This is a genomic window from Streptomyces lincolnensis, from assembly GCF_001685355.1.
GTDB lineage: Bacteria > Actinomycetota > Actinomycetes > Streptomycetales > Streptomycetaceae > Streptomyces > Streptomyces lincolnensis.
Genome location: NZ_CP016438.1, coordinates 2,072,492 through 2,088,865, shown reverse-complemented (window position 1 = coordinate 2,088,865; position 16,374 = coordinate 2,072,492). Strand labels below are relative to the sequence as shown.

The window sequence follows — 16,374 nt, the reverse complement described above, 5'->3', positions numbered from 1 at the left end:
GGGTGCAGCACTCGTCCCCCGAGGTCAGACACCCGCCGCTGCCAACCACAACAGAGAACGGTCAGGAGAGGGACCATGGCCCACACGGCACCGCGGACGATGATCCGCACAAAGGAGCACGAAACGCTCCGCCCGGGCCGTCGCCACCCCTTGGTGGCGACACTCATGGCCCTTCCCCTGGCGGCACTGCTCCTCCTCGTCTTCGACGGCTGGGAGACAGTGTCCACACAAGCGTCGTCCGTGGGAGTGATGCTGGGGCGCTGAGCGGCGACCCCAGGCCCGGAAGAGCGGTCCGGGCGGGGACATCCACCCATGAAACCCCGTGGGGACGGGGGTGCGGCGGACGGCAAAAATGCCGGCGCAGCTGGGGAGCTGCGCCGGCATTGCTTTGCCCTCATCCACCCCGCACAACCTCTGAACGCGACCCCAGGCACCTCCAGCCCGTCCGGCGTCCGAGGCCGGGGCTTTCACCGTCCCGATCCCCACCCGAAAGAGGCTGGCACGTCTCATCGCCGGCCCGGGTCATTCCAGCCCGTCCGGCCTCCGAGGCCGGGCTCCTTGCCGTCCCGATCCCCCACCCACCCGTCCTTTCGGCCCGTCCGGCGTCCGAGGCCGGGTTTCTTGCCGTCCCGGTCCCCCACCCACCCCGGCCACTTTCAGCCCGTCCGGCGTTTGAGGACGAGGCCCCTTGAGGGCCGATCGGGGGTCCAGGGGGCGGAGCCCCTTGGGACGGCGGGGTCGAAGGGGCGGCAGCTCCTGGGGATGGGACGGGTAGGGGCGGCGGGGGCGAAAGAATCCGCGCACCGAAGAAACACCACCCCCCACCCCTGCGTACCCTCACGAACGAAACACCCCCGCGCGCCCAGGAGCCCCGTGACCCCCCACCCCCTCCTCACCGAACTCACCACCCGAGTCAGAGCCCAGGCCCACTCGGCAACCACGGCCTGCCCCTGCGGAGCAACAGACGCAACAGACACCACCACCCTCACCGACCGCCCCGACGCCACAGTCGTCCGCCACGCCCACACCGTCGCCAAAGCCCACGCCCCCGACACCAACCCCACCACCCTCACCCCCCGCCTCACGACGGCCACCCACCTCCCCGACATCCTCCTGCCCCCACTCACCCCCACCCCGACCCACCTCCACGGCCGCCTGGTCACGTTCTGGCCGTACGGCACCCCCGTGGACCCGAACACCCCGGACGTCGCCCCCTGGGAAGAGGCCGCCACCCTCCTGGCCCGTCTCCACCGCACCCCCACCCGGTCCATCCCACCCGGCCTACCCCCCATGCGAGGCCCCCTCAAGGCCGCCCAGGCAATCGCCCGCCTCCGGACGACCGCGACCACGGCCACGGCCACGACCGCCCCCCACCCCGCCACCGCCACCGCCCCCGTCCTCCGCGCCTGGAACACCCTCCCGCCCTGGGCCCGCGCCGAGACCCCCATGCCCGACACCACCACCCTCTGCCACGGCGACCTCCACCTCGGCCAGCTCGTACGCCACCCCGCCCCCGACGGCCCCTGGCGCCTGATCGACGTCGACGACCTCGGCACGGGACCCCCCGCCTGGGACCTCGCCCGCCCGGCGGCCTGGTACGCCTGCGGCCTGCTCACCCCCGACGAGTGGACCCGCTTCCTCACCGCCTACCGCACGGCCGGCGGCCCCGCCGTCCCCGCGGACGGCGACCCCTGGCCCACCCTGGACGTCCCGGCCCGCGCCCTCACCGCGCAGACCGCGGCCCGGTCGATCACCAAGGCCGTAGCGGCGGGCCGCCCCCTGGACGACGTCGAGCAGGCACTGGTCGACGCCTGCGACCGAATGGGATCCACCCCGCCGGAGTTGACCTCGGGTTTCCCCGCGTAGGGTGCAACCGACGGGAGCCGGACAGAGTCTGTCCTGGCGTAACGCGAAGCAGGACCAACCGGCGAGGAGTTGAGCCGATCATGCAGTGTCCGAAGTGCCATGCGCCGATGCACACGTACAACCGCAACGGTGTCCAGATCGAGCAGTGCAGCGGCTGCCGCGGCATCTTTCTCGACTACGGCGAGCTGGAGGCCCTGACCCGCCTGGAGTCCCAGTGGGGCGGAGGCCCGGCCGTCCCGCCGCCTCCGGCCGCTCCCCAGTACCCGGCGGCGTCCTCCCCGTACCCGTCCGCGCCCCCCGCTCCCGCCTGGGGCGCCCCGCAGCACGGCGGTCACCACGGCGGACACGGCGGCCACCACGGCCACCAGCGCAACCGCGGCTTCGGCCACATGCTGTTCTCCAGCTGACAGCTGACGTCGACCGGCACGCGTCGACCGGCACACGAAGAAGCCCCCGACCTGAGGGCCGGGGGCTTCGGTGTGTGGACGATACTGGGATTGAACCAGTGACCTCTTCCGTGTCAGGGAAGCGCTCTCCCGCTGAGCTAATCGTCCTCGGGACCACGACTCAAGGGTCGTGAGCACTGCGTGCGCGATACTGGGATTGAACCAGTGACCTCTTCCGTGTCAGGGAAGCGCTCTCCCGCTGAGCTAATCGCGCGGGTTCGGATCTCGCCGTAGGAGCCGGAAGATCCAGTGGACGATACTGGGATTGAACCAGTGACCTCTTCCGTGTCAGGGAAGCGCTCTCCCGCTGAGCTAATCGTCCTTGGAGGTGGAGACGGGATTTGAACCCGTGTAGACGGCTTTGCAGGCCGTTGCCTCGCCTCTCGGCCACTCCACCAGGAGTGTATGGGGACCGGGGTCCCCCACTTCCTTCGAGCGGACGACGAGGTTCGAACTCGCGACCTCAACCTTGGCAAGGTTGCGCTCTACCAACTGAGCTACGTCCGCTTGTCGTTTCGGTCGGCTCACGCGTCCCGGTGACGAGTTGAACTCTAGCGGATTCCGGGGCCAGCACAAAAACGCGTTTGCGCAGCGTGCTGCCCTGCGCCTGCTCACAGACGTGCGTACGGGTCCCGAGGAGACATGACCAGGTCACCTGCCGGACACGCGCCATAGACTCGGCTGCGTGCACGACCTCCCTGCTCTCGCCCGTTTCGGCGACCGTACCGCCACCGGGCTCCTCGACGTCACCAGCGATCCGGCGGCTCTGGACTCCACCGGTTTCTGGGCCGTGACCGCCGATTTCGAGGGCCGTGTGACCTGCGCCCGCTTCCGGGACGTACGACAGGAGCGGGTGCCCGCCCCGGTGCCGGGGGCCTGGCGGGGACCGGCCGTCGGTGACTGGACGTCCTCCCTCGATCGCGCCGCGTACATGGCCGGGGTGGCACGGATCCGGGAGTACATCGCGACCGGGGAGGTCTACCAGGCCAACCTCTGCCGCGTGCTGTCGGCGCCCGTCGCGCCCGGCGCCGACGTGGACGCCCTGACGGCCCTGCTGGCCCGCGGTAACCCGGCGCCGTATGCAGGAACGATCCGGCTGCCCGGTCACGGGGTGGAGATCGCCACCGCCTCCCCCGAGCTGTTCCTGCGCCGGGACGGCCGTACGGTCGTCTCCGGGCCGATCAAGGGGACCGGGCGGACCGAGGCGGACCTGCTGGCCAAGGACTACGCCGAGAACGTGATGATCGTGGACCTGGTCCGCAACGACCTGGGCCGGGTGTGTGCCACGGGCAGTGTGACCGTCCCCGACCTGTGCGCCGTGGAGAAGCATCCCGGCCTGGTGCATCTGGTCTCCACGGTGCGCGGGGAGCTACGGGACGGGGCCGGCTGGCCCGAGCTGATGGCCGCCGCCTTCCCGCCCGGTTCGGTGACCGGGGCGCCCAAGTCGAGCGCGCTGCGGATCATCGAGGAGCTGGAGACGGTGCCGAGAGGGCCGTACTGCGGCGGGATCGGCTGGGTGGACGCCGACCGGGGCACCGGCGAGCTGGCCGTCGGCATACGGACGTTCTGGATCGACCGCCCTGCCGGTCTGCTGCGCTTCGGTACCGGAGCCGGGATCACCTGGGGATCCGACGCCGAGGCCGAATGGCACGAGACCGAACTGAAGGCCTCCCGACTGCTCGCGGTAGCGTCGGGGACGTACGACGGCAGCGGAGAGGGACCGACCACGTGAAGATCTGGCTCAACGGCGGGTTGCAGGAGATCGAGACCGCCCGCGTCTCCGTTTTCGATCACGGGCTGACCGTGGGCGACGGCGTCTTCGAGACGATGAAGGCGGTCGACGGCGAGCCCTTCGCGCTCACTCGTCACCTCGACCGGCTCACCCGCTCGGCGCGGGGCCTGGGCCTGCCGGCCCCCGACCTCGACGAGGTACGCCGTGCCTGCGCGGCCGTCCTGGAGGCGAACCCCATGCCGCTCGGGCGGCTGCGCGTCACCTACACCGGGGGCCACGGTCCGCTCGGCTCCGACCGCGGAGAGCAGGGACCGACCCTCGTCGTCGCGCTCGGCGAGTCGGCCCGGCGCCCCGACTCCACGGCCGTGATCACGGTCCCCTGGACCCGCAACGAACGCGGCGCACTGACCGGCCTGAAGACGACCTCGTACGCGGAGAACGTCGTCGCGCTGTCCCGGGCCCGCGAGCACGGGGCCTCCGAGGCGCTGTTCGGCAACACCGTCGGACAGCTGTGCGAGGGCACGGGTTCGAACGTCTTCGTCGTCCTCGACGGCGAGATCCACACCCCGCCGCTCGCCTCCGGCTGTCTCGCGGGCGTCACCCGCGCCCTCGCGATCGAGTGGACGGGCGCCAAGGAGACCGACCTGCCGCTGGACGTCCTGGACCGGGCCGAGGAGATCTTCCTGACCTCGACCCTGCGGGACGTCCAGGCCGTCCACCGCGTCGACGACCGCGAACTGCCGGGCGGCCCGGGCCCGGTGACCGCCAAGGCCATGCGGACCTTCGAGGAGCGGTCCGGCGACGACCTCGATCCGTAGGCGGTGCGCGGTCCGCGGGGATGCCGAAGAGCCCGTGAGCATCGCGGAGATCGGGGAAAGCCGGGGGATATTCGGCTGACCGGGAGGTCGGCAGCGGGTAGAACACCTCTGATGACCACGACCCTGCGGCCGATCGAGCCGCTTCAGCGCGCGGCCGACGGGACGCGTTCACGCCGCTTCCAGGTGTGCGTGAACAGCCGTCCCGTCGGCGACATACACCTCGGCACCTCCCCGACCTTCGGCGCCGAGGTGGCCCTGATCACGGACCTGCGGATCGAGGAGCCGGACCGGCGGCGCGGCCGGGGCACCGTGGCCGCGCTCGCCGCGGAGGAGGTGGCGCGCGGCTGGGGGTGCCGGCGGATCGAGGCGGCGGTGCCCGCCGAGGCCCGCACCGCGCTCGGACTGGCGACCGCCCTCGGGTACGTCGTCCGCAACCGGCTGATGGCGAAGACCGTCGGCGCCGGCGCGCCGGCCCTGCCCGCCGGGAGCCGGAGCCGGCCCATGACCCAGGCGGAGTTCGCTCTCTGGACGGTGCACGCGAAGGAGGAGTACGCGCAGAGCTGGATCTCCCGCGGGGTGCCCGAGAGCGAGGCCCGCGCCAAGGCCGACAAGGACCACGACCAGATGCTGCCCGACGGCCCGGACACCGAGGGCATGCTCCTGAGCGTCCTGGAGCACGAGGGGACCCCGGTCGGCACACTGTGGCTGGCGGCCCGCGACGGGCTCGGTTTCGTCTACGACGTCGAGACCGAGGAGGCCCACCGGGGCCGGGGGCACGGCCGGAGCCTGATGCTGGCGGCGGAGGCACAGGCCGTCGAGGCCGGGTGGCCCGCCATCCGTCTGAACGTCTTCGCGGGCAACGGCCCCGCCGAGCGGCTGTACGCCTCACTCGGCTACGAGACGATCACCCATCACGTGTTCAAGGAACTGCTCTGATTCAAGGAGCTGCTCCGAGGATCACGCGCCCTCGGCCAGCAGCCGGTCCGCGATCTCCTCGACACGCTCGCGCAGCCCTTCCTGGCTCTTGCCGCCGTCGAGTCGCTCGCCGCCGATGACGTAGGTGGGGGTACCGGTGACGCCGATCGCCTTGCCCTCGGCCTGGTCGGCGTCCACGATCAGGATGTGCCGGCCGTCGATCAGCGCGGTGTCGAACTCCTCGGCGTCCAGGCCGAGTTCGCGGGCCACGTCGACGAGGAAGGGCTCGCCCCGGCGGTCCAGCTCGGCCACGTTGGCGAGCACCGCCTCGACGTAGGCCCAGCCCTGCCCCTGCTCCGCGGCCTCCTCGGCGGCCTGCGCGGCGGCGAAGGCGTGCCGGTGCTTGTCCAGCGGGAAGTGCCGCAGCCGCAGTTCCAGCCGGTCGCCGTAGCGGGCGCGCAGGACACGCAGGTCGTCCAGGGCGTCGCGGCAGTCCGGGCACTGGAGTTCGCACCACACGTCGAGGACGGGGGTGGCGGGACGGACGGGGGAGGAGTCGCTCATGGTCACAGTCTCCCAGCCCGGGTTCGCGGGGCCGAATCGGACCCGGACCGGGTACGGCGTCCACCGCCGGTCGTAGGACTCGGACCGGCACCTGCGGAGGAGCCGACCCGGAGATGTCCCTGATGTCCCGCCGGACCATGGCACGGCGGGGTGCGGCGGGTGCAGGATGGAAGGGACGAACCGCCTCGCTCGACCGAGCCTGCCTGGAGGACCGGATGATTGCCGAGACCGTCTGTTCCGCCGTCTCCGCGGCCGGCCTGGGCATCGCGGCGGTCACGGCGTACCGCAAGCGATTCCTCGCGGCCACCCGTATCGCGGCGTACTCGCTCGTCCCGATCGGGCTGGTCATGACCGGCGTGGTCGAGTGGCTGGCGGACACCGCGCTCAGTCCGACGGCGTGGGCGGGCTTCGGCGTGCTCGGCGCGTCCTGGCTGCTGTTCACGAGCACGCGTGCGGTGGAGCGCCGCCGTGGCGGCACCCGCAAGGAACGCCGGGCGGCCGCCAAGGGCGCACAGCGCGAGGCGGTGGCCCCGGCGGCCTCGGCACCCTCCCTGGGCGCGGGCGCCCGTCCGGCGGCCCAGCCCGCGAAGCGGCCCCGCACCGAGACCGCCACGGAGGACTTCAGCGACATCGAGGCCATCCTCAAGAAGCACGGCATATGACCTGCGCATGAGGTCCGGTGCATGAGGACTGAAACGACACAGTGAGGTCCCCGGCCGTCCCGAAGTGATCAAGACCCGAACCGGACATCACGGAAATCGGCGAACTCCCGCTCAATCCGGGCGTGTTGATCGCGCAGGGCCGGCCCACTGCGTCATCATCGCCGCGAGATGCTGGACACGACACAGAGCGATACCGCGCCGCCGCAGGACGAGCCGCGTGGATGCCTCTTCGCCCTTTCCCAGCCACCGCTGATGATCTTTCTTGCGGTGATCGGGTGTCTGCTGCTCATGGCTGCGCTGCACGATCTGCTGCTGCTCTGAGCCGTACCCGTGGTTCCCGGCGCCACCCGCCGGGGACCACGTCGCCATCCGTGGTGAGGCCCGGTGTCCGGGCGTCAGCCCGCCGCTTCCTTGCGCCGCGCGCGGTAGGCGGCGACATGCAGCCGGTTTCCGCAGGTGCGGCTGTCGCAGTAGCGCCGGGAGCGATTCCGGGAGAGATCCACGAAGGCGCGCCGGCAGTCCGGCGCCTCGCAGCGGCGCAGCCGCTCCTGCTCCCCGGCCACCACGAAGAAGGCCAGCGCCATCCCGCAGTCGGCCGCCAGATGGTCGGCGATGGAGGCTCCGGGGGCGAAGTAGTGCACGTGCCAGTCGTAGCCGTCGTGGTCCGTGAGCCGGGGGGTGGTGCCCGCGGCGGCGATCAGGTCGTTGATCAGGCCGGCCGAGGCGCGGGCGTCCGGGGCGGCGAAGACCGCGGCGAACAGGCCCCGGACCTGGCGCACCGCCGTCAGGTCGAGCTCGGAGAGCACTCCGACGTCACTGACCTCGTGGCTTCGTACGAAATCCTCGAGGGCCGCGAGATCCGGCAGCGCGTCCGGGGTCGCGTCGTCCTCCGGTGCGGTGTTCACCAGATCCACCACGGTGTCGAGGGCGCACCGGGTGTCGTGGGTGATCAGCACGTTTCGCTCCCTGGCCTGGAGGCGGGCGGCCGCCCGCCGATGCTGGCCGATGGTAGTGGCTCCACCCATACCGGGGCAGTCGCGCCGCCCGCAGGGGTAGCGGTCCCGGCCACGGCGCACACGGCTCGGCGCCGTCACCGTGATGACTCACGGTGACGGCGCCGGCTCCAACCGTATGCAGTTGTCTGAGCCCGAGCCGTCTCCCCGAGTGGACGGCGCCGGGCGGCTCTGAACGGCCTCGGTCTAGCTCTCCGCAAGGATGTGTGAGAGCTCCTGATCGAGGTCGAAGTGACGGTGTTCGGTGCCCGGGGGTACGGCGGCGTCCGTCCGCTTCAGGAAGGACTCCAGGGCGCGCGCCGGGGCCTCGAGCAGCGCCTCGCCCTCCGGAGAGCTCAGGGCGATGCAGACGACGCCCTGACCGTGGCTGCGCGACGGCCAGACTCGGACGTCGCCGGTGCCGGTGGGCCGGTGGAGGCCCTCCGCGAGGAGGTCGCGGGCGAACACCCACTCGACGGTCTCCTCGGCTCCGGTGTGGAAGGTGGCGTGCACGGCATAGGGGTCGGCCGTGTCGTACCGCAGGCCTGCGGGGACAGGCAGGGATGACTCGCTCGACACAACGAGGCGCAGGTGCAGCTCGCAGCTGACCGTGGTGTTCATAAGCGCCAGGGCCTTTCGCTCAGTGTGCGCTCGGGGATTCGCACGTCGGCGAAATCGACATGCCACCTACGGTGCCGTTGTAAACCCCTCTGAGTGTTTTGCGTGCCTTTACGTAACTCTTCCGGCCGAGAGTGCGTTCGCACCGTACGACCATTCCGGTGACCGGTTTCCGTCCGGTAGGGTTTGGCCGTATGAATACGGGGAGTGACGAGCCGGGCGAGGTTGCCGTGGCGGCGGACAAGGCGAAGGCGGACGGGGCGAGTGACGAGCGGGGGCTCGGCTCCAAGGCGCCGGAATTCATCAAGGCCCGCCGCATGCTGCACCTGAGCTGGCAGGTCGGAATCTTCATCATCGGCCTCGCGGTCGTGATCCTGGGCATCATCATGTTGCCGCTGCCCGGCCCGGGCTGGGTGGTGATCTTCGGCGGCATGGCCATCTGGGCGACCGAGTTCGTCTGGGCCCAGCTGGTGCTGCGCTGGACCAAGCGCAAGGTCACCGAGGCCGCCCAGCGCGCCCTGGATCCCAAGGTGCGGCGGCGCAACATCATTCTGACGTCGATCGGCCTGGTGATCGTGGGTGTGATCGTCGGCATCTACCTGTGGAAGTTCGGGCTCGTGATGCCCTGGAAGATCAAGGACCAGTGATCCGGCGCAGGGGGTGCCCGCGCCGGTGTCCGTCGGTCACGCGCACCCCCTGACATGGGGTAATCTTCTTCCTGCGTCCGGGCGATTAGCTCAGTGGGAGAGCGCTTCGTTCACACCGAAGAGGTCACTGGTTCGAACCCAGTATCGCCCACCCGGACCGACGGCCCGTCTGCGAGACAGCAGACGGGCCGTCGTCGTATGTCCGCCGGCGCGCCCGCGTACCCTCGCGACGGCGCCGGGCGGGGCAGGCGAGTTCTGGCCGATCAACATCCGTGCCCAGGCGGCCAGTTCGCGTTCGGCCGGTCGATCGCACGCCTCCCACCTGCGCAGTTGAGCCGACGGTGGTCCGGATGGGTCCTGGCGGGCCGTCAACTTGCCGCGCCGTTCCGCAAGAAAATCCTGTCCGAATCATTGACGCACCACGAGGCCCCTCGTAGCTTGTGCCAGCAAGCGCTTACTTGAAACGATTCATGCAGGCGGCAATGAAGCTGCGGGGAGGGGGCCCAACCATGGGAACCAGCAGGAATGTTGAGAGACGAACGGTCCTGAAGGTGGCCGGGGCCTCGGTGGCCACGGTCGGGCTGGGAGCGACGACCGCGTGTGGGGGCGAGAGCGGTTCCGGAGACGGGAACGTGACCCTCCGTTACGCGTGGTGGGGCGGTGAGCCGCGCACCATCGCCATGAAGAAGGCGATCGCGCTCTTCGAGAAGAAGTATCCGAAGATCAAGATCAAGCCTGAATTCACCGACTACGAGGCGTTCTGGGAGAAGTTCCAGACCCAGGCCTCCGGCGGGAATCCGCCGGACGTTTTCCAGAATGCGGTCGGCTTCCTGCGCAAGTACGACAAGCGCGGTGTTCTGATGGATCTCAAGCCGCAGGCGGACGCCGGGAATCTGGACCTGAAGAACTTCCGCAACGGCGTTCTGGCGAACGGTCAGGTCGACGGCAAGCAGATCGGTGTACCCGTCGGCGCCAACACCATGGCGCTCGTCATCGACCTCAAGGCCTTCCAGAAGGCGGGCGTCGAGCCGAAGTTCGGCTGGACCTGGGACGAGTACTTCGCCGCGCTCCAGACGATCCAGGACAAGCTGAAGATCGCCGGTGACACCGGCTACTTCGCCATCATGTACCTCTACGACCTGTACCTGCGCCAGAACGGCAAGGCCTTCTTCACCGACTCCGATCTCGGCTTCACCGAGGACGATCTGACGCAGTGGTGGGAGGACGGCTACAAGCGCGTCAGGTCCGGGCTCGTCGCCGACCCGAAGAAGATCGAGCAGGCCAAGCCGAAGTCCGGTCTCTCGGCGGGGCTCGCCGCGTCCGAGTTCACCTGGGACAACTTCTCCATCCGCTACGAGGGCGAGGGCGAGTCGGACTACGGGCTCGCGCCGATCCCCACCACGGACGGCAAGGACACCGGCCAGTACCTCGGCTCGCTGATGATGAGCGCCTTCTCCGGGACCAAGCACCCGAAGGAGGTCGCGCAGTTCATCAGCTTCATGGTCCACGACCCCGAGGTCGGCAAGATCATGGGCTACGACCGCGGCATCCTCGCCACGACCGAGCAGTACGACGCCTTCAAGCCCACCGACCCCAACAACAAGGGTGTCGCGGCCTACGAGGACGAGGTCGCCAAGGCGGGCGTGCTCGGGAAGATCACCCCGCACCCGTCCGGTGCCGACGTCATCGAGGCGGCGTTCCTGCGCATCGGCGGTGAGGTCTCCCAGGGCAAGACCAAGCCGGCCGACGCCGCCAAGACGCTGTTCAGCGAGGCCAAGGCCGCGTTCGCGGGCTGAGGGGACGTACCACCATGACGCTCGTCAAGGAAGCGCCCGCGCGCCCGGCCGGGAAGCGGCCCGCCGCTCCCGCCGCCGGGCGGCGCGGGCGGCGCCGCGAGAACCTCGCCGGCTATCTCTTCATGTCGCCGTGGATCGCGGGATTCCTGCTGCTCACGGCGGGACCGATGATCGCGTCGCTGTACTACGCGTTCACCCGGTACAACCTGTTCACACCGCCCGAGTGGGTGGGCTTCGACAACTTCACGACGATGTTCCAGGACCCACGCTGGCAGAAGTCGGTGGAGGTCACCCTCAAGTACGTCGTCGTGGCCACTCCGCTGAAGCTGCTGCTCGCGCTCGGCGTCGCGCTGCTGCTCGCACAGAAGCGGCGCGGACAGGGTGTGTACCGGGCCGCGTTCTACATGCCTTCGCTCATCGGCGCCAGTGTCTCCGTGGGCTTCGTCTGGCGGGCGCTGTTCTCGGACGACGCGGTCGTGGACCGTACGCAGAAGATCTTCGGCCTCGACGTGGGGGGCTGGATCGGCAATCCGGACTACGTCATCTACGCCCTGGTGGCCCTGAGCATCTGGCAGTTCGGCGCACCGATGGTCATCTTCCTGGCCGGCCTCAAGCAGGTGCCGCAGGAGCTGTACGAGGCCGCGGAGGTGGACGGGGCCGGACCCCTCCGGAGGTTCTGGAACATCACCCTGCCGATGATCTCGCCGGTGCTGTTCTTCAACGTGCTGTTGGAGTCCATCCACGCGTTCCAGGTGTTCGGCTCCGCGTACGTCGTCTCCGACACCCGGTGCGGGCCCGCCGACGCCACGCTCGTCTATACCTGCTACCTCTACCAGAAGGGCTTCAAGGAGGCCCAGATGGGCTTCGCCTCCGCGATGGCCTGGACGCTGGTGATCGCGGTGGCGCTCGTCACGGCGGTCCTGTTCTGGTCGCAGAAGAAGTGGGTGCACTACGAGGAGGCCGCCAAGTGACCAGTGTCAGCACGCCTGTCGTGCGCACCCCCAACGAGCGGCGGCGCACCGGATCGATCGCCTGGCACCTGGGCGCGCTCGCCGTCCTCGCGGTCGTCCTGTATCCCGTGATCTGGGTCGTCGGTGCTTCGTTCAAGCCCAGCAAGGACATCATCGCCAGCATCGACCTGCTGCCCACGCAGCCGGTCTGGGCGAACTTCTCCGGGCTCGGCGACGGCATCTCCGGCATCCCCATCAGCAGCTTCTTCTGGAACTCGCTGATGTACGCGGTCCTCGCCGTGGTCGGTGTCGTGGTGTCCAGCTCGCTGACCGCCTACGCCTTCGCCAAGATCCGGTTCGCGGGACGGAACCTGCTCTTCACGCTGATGATCGGCACGCTGCTGCTGCCGTACCACGTACTGCTCATCCCGCAGTACGTGCTCTTCCGCAACCTTGAGCTCACCGACACCCTGGTGCCGCTCGTCGCGGGCAAGTTCCTGGCCACGGAAGCCTTCTTCGTCTTCCTGATGGTGCAGTTCATGCGCGGGCTGCCGCGCGAGCTGGACGAGGCGGCCAAGCTCGACGGCTGCGGGCACTTCAGGACCTACTGGTCCATCGTGCTGCCGCTGAGCCGCCCCGCCATCATCACCAGCGCCATCTTCACCTTCATCAACGCGTGGAACGACTTCATGGGGCCGTTGATCTACCTCAACACCCCCGAGAAGTACACCGTGTCGCTGGGTCTGATGATGTTCCGCGACCAGGAGGGCATCTCCAACTACGGCAGCATGATCGCGATGTCGCTGGTGGCTCTGGTGCCGGTCATCGCCTTCTTCATGGCCTTCCAGCGCTACCTCATCGACGGCATGGCGACGTCCGGACTGAAGTGAGGCGGTCACCATGGCCCAAGCGCGTGTGAAAGCCCGCTCCCCGCGCCGGGGGCTCGTCTTCGGCGAGCGGTTCTCCGTCTTCGCCGAGTCCCTGCTCACCGGGGTGTGGATCGCCGTCGCCTGTCTCGGTGTGGTGACCTACCCGGCCGCCTTCGCCGCCGGCGCACGGCACCTGCGGCGTCGTACCACCCACGAGGGCGGCGGTCTGCGGGAGTTCGTCACGGACTTCCGGGCCGCGCTGCGCGGCGGGTGGGTCGTAGGGCTCCTCGGCTGGGGGGCGGTCGTCGCGGTCTGGGTGGACGTCATGGCCGCGCGGGCCGGGATTCCCGGCGGCCGGTTCGTCGGGGCCGTCGGCATCCTCGCGCTGATCGCGCTCGTCGTGGCCTGTCTGAGGGCGGCCGCCGTCTGGACGCCGGGAGCGTCCTGGCGGGCGCTGCTCGCGGACGCCGGGCGGCGGACCGTGCTCGATCCCGCCGGCACCTTCCTGGTCGTGTGCGGGCTCGCGGTCGTGGTCCTGTCCGCCATGTTCGTCGCGCCGCTGGCGGTTCCCGTCCTGGGAGCCGTCGCGGCGGCGGCCGTCGCCGTGGAAGAGCGGTACCGGCACCGCTGACGGGCGGTGCCCTCGCACCAGGTCGGCGCCCCGGGCGTCGTACCTCTCTGTGTCATGCCCCTGACCACCCATGCCCCTGACCACCCTCTGCATCCCCGCACGGAAGGAAAGGCTGGACTTCTATGTCTCCCATCCCCCGCAGGTCGATCCTCAAGGCGGCCGCCGTCGCCGGAGCCGCCGCGCAGTTCAGCTGGGCGCTAGGGGCCAAGGACGCGCAGGCCGCGCCGAGAGCCGCCGACGCCGATGCCGACCCCGTGACCCTCGACTGGCTGGAGGACGGCGGCCTCGGTGCCGCGCCCGGCTCCACCGTGGGCGTGCCCTGGCCGAAGGGCACCTACCAGGAGGACCAGAAGTTCGCGGTGACGGACGCGGACGGGAAGTCCGTGCCCGCGCAGTCCTGGCCCCTCGCCTACTGGCCGGACGGCTCCCTCAAGTGGACCGCCCACGCGGTGAGTTCGGGCAACGGCAAGCTCACCCTCACCGCCGGCGAGGCCGCCGTACCGGAGAAGAAGGTCACCGTCGACCAGCGCGGTGGCACGATCACGGTCTCCACCGGGGTCATCACCGCGAAGATCGGCAAGTCGGGCGCGACCCTCGTCAAGTCGGTCACCCGGGGCTCCACCGAGATCGCCAAGAACGGCCGGCTCGTGCTGATCCGCCAGCCCGAGATCGAGGACGAGGACCAGGGCGCGGTCAAGACCGAGCGCTTCGAAGGGGCCATCTCCAAGGTCGAGGTCGAGCAGGACGGCCCGGTCCGCGCGGTGGTCCGCATCGACGGCAAGCACCGCAAGGGCAACCGGAGTTGGCTGCCGTTCTCGATCCGGCTCTACTTCTACGCCGGCGCCGACTCCTTCCGCATGGTGCACACCATCACCTTCGACGGCACCCAGGAGCCCGGCAAGGCGAGCGGCGACTTCATCCGCGGTCTCGGCGTCCGCTTCACCGTGCCGATGCGGGACGAGTCCTACGACCGCCACATCCGTATCGGCGGCGACGGCACCGGTCTGCTGCGCGAGGCCGTCAAGGGCATCACCGGACTGCGCCGCGACCCGGGCGCGGCCGTCCAGGCGGCCCAGTACGCGGGCCAGAAGCTGCCCGACCCGGCCACCTGGGACCAGCGGGTGACGACCCGGCTCCAGTACATCCCCGAGTGGGGCGACTACACCCTCTCCCAGCTCTCCGCCGACGGCTTCGGCCTGCGCAAGCGGACCAAGAAGGGCCACGGCTGGATCGGCGCCGGCGGCGGCAGGCGGGCGTCCGGCTTCGGTTACGTCGGCGGCGCGAGCGGCGGATTCTCCTTCGGCCTCAGGGACTTCTGGGAGAAGTTCCCCGCCCAGCTCGACATCCGGGACGCCCAGACCGACGAGGCCGAGGTCACCCTCTGGCTCTGGTCGCCCGAGGCGCAGCCCATGGACCTGCGCTTCTACCACGACGGCATGGGCCAGGACACCTTCGCCGAACAGCTCGAAGGCCTCAACATCACCTACGAGGACTACGAGCCCGAGTTCGGCACCCCCTACGGCATCGCCCGCACCTCCGAACTCCTCTTCTGGGCCAACGAGTCGACGCCGAGCGCCGAGAAGCTGGCCGAACAGGTCGAGGCCGTACGGGTGCTGCCGCAGCTGGCCGCGCCGCCCAAGCAGCTCATCAAGGCCGGGGTCTTCGGCCCGAAGCTGTACTCCGAGCCGGACCGCTCCACGCCCGCCAAGGCGAAGATCGAGGACCACCTCGACTTCCTCTTCACCTACTACAAGGACCAGGTGGAGCAGCGCCGTTGGTACGGCTTCTGGGACTACGGCGACATCATGCACACCTACGACACGGTGCGGCACCAGTGGCGGTACGACATCGGCGGCTACGCCTGGGACAACTCGGAGCTGTCCCCGGACCTCTGGCTCTGGTTCGCCTACCTCAGGTCCGGCCGTTCGGACATCTTCCGCTTCGCCGAGGCGATGACCCGGCACACCGGTGAGGTCGACGTCTACCACCTGGGCAAGTGGGCCGGACTCGGCACCCGGCACGGTGTGCAGCACTACGCCGACAGCGCCAAGCAGCAGCGCATCGCCAACACGACGTATCGCCGTTACTACTACTTCCTCACCGCGGACGAGCGGGTCGGCGACCTCATGCACGCCAACGTCGACTCCGACGAGACGTTCCTCGTCCTCGACCCGATCCGCAAGATCCGCACCGAGCCGTACACGCCCGACCGGCACGCGCTGTCGATCGGCTTCGGTACGGACTGGAGCGGTCTGGTGTCGGCCTGGCTGACCGAGTGGGAGCGCAAGGGCCCCAAGTGGGAGAAGGCCAGGGCGCGGGTGCTGTCGACGATGGAGACGATCGCCGCGCAGCCCAACGGGTTCGTGCAGGGGACCGGTCTGTACGACCTCGACACCGGCAGGTTCGCGGTCGCCCCGCAGCCCGTGGTCGGGGTGTCCCACCTGTCCGCCGTGTTCGGGCTCAACGAACTGTGCGCCGAGCTCATCGACCTGGTCGACATGCCGAAGTTCAACGAGGCGTACTTCGACTACTGCCGCTACTTCAACGCCACCAAGGCCGAGCAGGCGGCGCGGTACGGGTCCAACTTCGGGAACCTGCTGCTCTTCCAGGGGCACTCGCGACTGGACGCCTACGCGGCGGTGCAGACCGGGGACGAGAAGCTCGCCAAGCGGGCGTGGGAGAAGTTCTACAACTCCGACGGGTACAAGGAGGCTTCGCCGTGGAGGACGGAGAAGCTGAGCGGGCCCATGGCGCTGGTGCCGGGGAGTGAGGCGGCGTGGGTGGCTACGAACGACACGGCGTTGTACGGCTTGGCCGCGATTGAGAATCTGGCGCTTCTCGGGGACAAGATGCCGTAACGGATCGTGG

17 protein-coding genes and 6 tRNA genes are annotated in these 16,374 nt (G+C 69.7%); 15 read left to right on the top strand and 8 right to left on the bottom strand.

The annotated features are described in order from the left end of the window. The first annotated feature begins 75 nt into the window (after window positions 1-75). The 3 genes from SLINC_RS49240 to SLINC_RS09210 all read left to right on the top strand — a co-directional run bounded on the left by SLINC_RS49240 (window position 76) and on the right by SLINC_RS09210 (window position 2,273). The gene (locus SLINC_RS49240) at window positions 76-264 is read left to right on the top strand and encodes a hypothetical protein (protein WP_067429111.1); all 189 of its coding nucleotides are present in this window, start codon (window positions 76-78) and stop codon (window positions 262-264) included. 609 nt (window positions 265-873) lie between these two features. After that, entirely contained in the window at window positions 874-1,866 is a 993-nt protein-coding gene (locus tag SLINC_RS09215) for an aminoglycoside phosphotransferase family protein (RefSeq protein WP_067429108.1), read from the top strand. 80 nt (window positions 1,867-1,946) lie between these two features. Then, window positions 1,947-2,273, top strand: a complete 327-nt coding sequence (locus SLINC_RS09210; protein ID WP_079164464.1) for a TFIIB-type zinc ribbon-containing protein — start codon at window positions 1,947-1,949, stop codon at window positions 2,271-2,273. Between the two features lie 75 nt (window positions 2,274-2,348). Here the strand turns inward: SLINC_RS09210 and SLINC_RS09205 are convergent. From SLINC_RS09205 to SLINC_RS09185, 5 genes are all read right to left on the bottom strand, one after another. After that, window positions 2,349-2,420 (bottom strand) — tRNA-Val (locus SLINC_RS09205). Window positions 2,421-2,454: 34 nt separating this feature from the next. Further along, window positions 2,455-2,526, bottom strand: a tRNA-Val gene (locus SLINC_RS09200). 36 nt (window positions 2,527-2,562) lie between these two features. Then, window positions 2,563-2,634 (bottom strand) — tRNA-Val (locus SLINC_RS09195). 1 nt (window position 2,635) lies between these two features. Beyond that, a tRNA-Cys gene (locus SLINC_RS09190) sits at window positions 2,636-2,709 on the bottom strand. Window positions 2,710-2,746: 37 nt separating this feature from the next. Then, window positions 2,747-2,819: transfer RNA gene (locus SLINC_RS09185), tRNA-Gly, on the bottom strand. 178 nt (window positions 2,820-2,997) lie between these two features. Between SLINC_RS09185 and SLINC_RS09180 the strand changes: the two genes are divergently transcribed. The 3 genes from SLINC_RS09180 to SLINC_RS09170 all read left to right on the top strand — a co-directional run bounded on the left by SLINC_RS09180 (window position 2,998) and on the right by SLINC_RS09170 (window position 5,798). Beyond that, complete coding sequence (locus SLINC_RS09180) at window positions 2,998-4,044, top strand: chorismate-binding protein (protein WP_067429099.1); 1,047 nt, start codon at window positions 2,998-3,000, stop codon at window positions 4,042-4,044. Continuing rightward, window positions 4,041-4,862, top strand: coding sequence for an aminotransferase class IV (locus SLINC_RS09175; RefSeq protein WP_067429097.1), 822 nt, complete (start codon window positions 4,041-4,043; stop codon window positions 4,860-4,862). The genes SLINC_RS09180 and SLINC_RS09175 overlap by 4 nt, the downstream gene beginning before the upstream one ends. 111 nt (window positions 4,863-4,973) lie before the next feature. Continuing rightward, window positions 4,974-5,798 (top strand): GNAT family N-acetyltransferase, encoded by an 825-nt coding sequence (locus tag SLINC_RS09170; protein WP_067429095.1) that lies wholly within the window; start codon window positions 4,974-4,976, stop codon window positions 5,796-5,798. 21 nt (window positions 5,799-5,819) lie between these two features. Here SLINC_RS09170 and SLINC_RS09165 read toward each other — a convergent pair whose 3' ends face one another. Then, a complete protein-coding gene (locus SLINC_RS09165; protein WP_107406574.1) occupies window positions 5,820-6,341 on the bottom strand; it encodes a DsbA family protein in 522 nt (173 codons plus the stop codon). Window positions 6,342-6,556: 215 nt separating this feature from the next. On the opposite strand from SLINC_RS09165, the gene SLINC_RS09160 reads away from it, so the two are divergent. Then, window positions 6,557-7,003 carry a hypothetical protein gene (locus SLINC_RS09160; protein WP_067445173.1) on the top strand — a complete coding sequence of 149 codons (447 nt, stop codon included), beginning with the start codon at window positions 6,557-6,559 and terminating at the stop codon, window positions 7,001-7,003. A 168-nt stretch (window positions 7,004-7,171) separates the two neighbouring features. Beyond that, the gene (locus SLINC_RS48435) at window positions 7,172-7,324 is read left to right on the top strand and encodes a hypothetical protein (protein ID WP_170068264.1); all 153 of its coding nucleotides are present in this window, start codon (window positions 7,172-7,174) and stop codon (window positions 7,322-7,324) included. Between the two features lie 74 nt (window positions 7,325-7,398). On the opposite strand, the gene SLINC_RS09155 is transcribed toward SLINC_RS48435, so the two are convergent. Together SLINC_RS09155 and SLINC_RS09150 are read right to left on the bottom strand one after the other, a co-directional pair. Continuing rightward, window positions 7,399-7,959 (bottom strand): CGNR zinc finger domain-containing protein, encoded by a 561-nt coding sequence (locus SLINC_RS09155; RefSeq protein WP_067429089.1) that lies wholly within the window; start codon window positions 7,957-7,959, stop codon window positions 7,399-7,401. A 243-nt stretch (window positions 7,960-8,202) separates the two neighbouring features. Continuing rightward, window positions 8,203-8,616: an SsgA family sporulation/cell division regulator gene (locus SLINC_RS09150; protein ID WP_004002642.1), complete on the bottom strand. Its 414-nt coding sequence runs from the start codon at window positions 8,614-8,616 to the stop codon at window positions 8,203-8,205. 191 nt (window positions 8,617-8,807) lie between these two features. Between SLINC_RS09150 and SLINC_RS09145 the strand changes: the two genes are divergently transcribed. The 7 genes from SLINC_RS09145 to SLINC_RS09115 all read left to right on the top strand — a co-directional run bounded on the left by SLINC_RS09145 (window position 8,808) and on the right by SLINC_RS09115 (window position 16,364). Further along, window positions 8,808-9,260, top strand: coding sequence for a TIGR02611 family protein (locus tag SLINC_RS09145; protein ID WP_067429086.1), 453 nt, complete (start codon window positions 8,808-8,810; stop codon window positions 9,258-9,260). Between the two features lie 79 nt (window positions 9,261-9,339). Next, a tRNA-Val gene (locus tag SLINC_RS09140) sits at window positions 9,340-9,411 on the top strand. A 358-nt stretch (window positions 9,412-9,769) separates the two neighbouring features. Beyond that, on the top strand, window positions 9,770-11,056 hold the full coding sequence (locus SLINC_RS09135) for an ABC transporter substrate-binding protein (RefSeq protein ID WP_067429083.1): 1,287 nt from the start codon (window positions 9,770-9,772) through the stop codon (window positions 11,054-11,056). A gap of 14 nt (window positions 11,057-11,070) precedes the next feature. Continuing rightward, entirely contained in the window at window positions 11,071-12,027 is a 957-nt protein-coding gene (locus SLINC_RS09130) for a carbohydrate ABC transporter permease (RefSeq protein WP_067429081.1), read from the top strand. Next, window positions 12,024-12,896: a carbohydrate ABC transporter permease gene (locus tag SLINC_RS09125; RefSeq protein WP_067429080.1), complete on the top strand. Its 873-nt coding sequence runs from the start codon at window positions 12,024-12,026 to the stop codon at window positions 12,894-12,896. The genes SLINC_RS09130 and SLINC_RS09125 overlap by 4 nt, the downstream gene beginning before the upstream one ends. A 10-nt stretch (window positions 12,897-12,906) precedes the next feature. Beyond that, on the top strand, window positions 12,907-13,506 hold the full coding sequence (locus SLINC_RS09120) for a hypothetical protein (RefSeq protein WP_067429076.1): 600 nt from the start codon (window positions 12,907-12,909) through the stop codon (window positions 13,504-13,506). Window positions 13,507-13,628: 122 nt separating this feature from the next. After that, on the top strand, window positions 13,629-16,364 hold the full coding sequence (locus SLINC_RS09115; protein ID WP_067429074.1) for an exo-rhamnogalacturonan lyase family protein: 2,736 nt from the start codon (window positions 13,629-13,631) through the stop codon (window positions 16,362-16,364). Window positions 16,365-16,374 lie beyond the last annotated feature (10 nt).

What these genes read in the sequence shown, in the direction of transcription:
- SLINC_RS09115 (WP_067429074.1), top strand. Translation starts at nt 13,629, where the DNA reads ATGTCTCCCATCCCCCGCAGGTCGATCCTCAAGGCGGCCGCCGTCGCC.
- SLINC_RS09165 (WP_107406574.1), bottom strand. Translation starts at nt 6,341, where the DNA reads ATGAGCGACTCCTCCCCCGTCCGTCCCGCCACCCCCGTCCTCGACGTG.
- SLINC_RS09130 (WP_067429081.1), top strand. Translation starts at nt 11,071, where the DNA reads ATGACGCTCGTCAAGGAAGCGCCCGCGCGCCCGGCCGGGAAGCGGCCC.
- SLINC_RS09210 (WP_079164464.1), top strand. Translation starts at nt 1,947, where the DNA reads ATGCAGTGTCCGAAGTGCCATGCGCCGATGCACACGTACAACCGCAAC.
- SLINC_RS09135 (WP_067429083.1), top strand. Translation starts at nt 9,770, where the DNA reads ATGGGAACCAGCAGGAATGTTGAGAGACGAACGGTCCTGAAGGTGGCC.
- SLINC_RS09150 (WP_004002642.1), bottom strand. Translation starts at nt 8,616, where the DNA reads ATGAACACCACGGTCAGCTGCGAGCTGCACCTGCGCCTCGTTGTGTCG.
- SLINC_RS09170 (WP_067429095.1), top strand. Translation starts at nt 4,974, where the DNA reads ATGACCACGACCCTGCGGCCGATCGAGCCGCTTCAGCGCGCGGCCGAC.
- SLINC_RS09145 (WP_067429086.1), top strand. Translation starts at nt 8,808, where the DNA reads ATGAATACGGGGAGTGACGAGCCGGGCGAGGTTGCCGTGGCGGCGGAC.
- SLINC_RS09160 (WP_067445173.1), top strand. Translation starts at nt 6,557, where the DNA reads ATGATTGCCGAGACCGTCTGTTCCGCCGTCTCCGCGGCCGGCCTGGGC.
- SLINC_RS09120 (WP_067429076.1), top strand. Translation starts at nt 12,907, where the DNA reads ATGGCCCAAGCGCGTGTGAAAGCCCGCTCCCCGCGCCGGGGGCTCGTC.
- SLINC_RS48435 (WP_170068264.1), top strand. Translation starts at nt 7,172, where the DNA reads ATGCTGGACACGACACAGAGCGATACCGCGCCGCCGCAGGACGAGCCG.
- SLINC_RS49240 (WP_067429111.1), top strand. Translation starts at nt 76, where the DNA reads ATGGCCCACACGGCACCGCGGACGATGATCCGCACAAAGGAGCACGAA.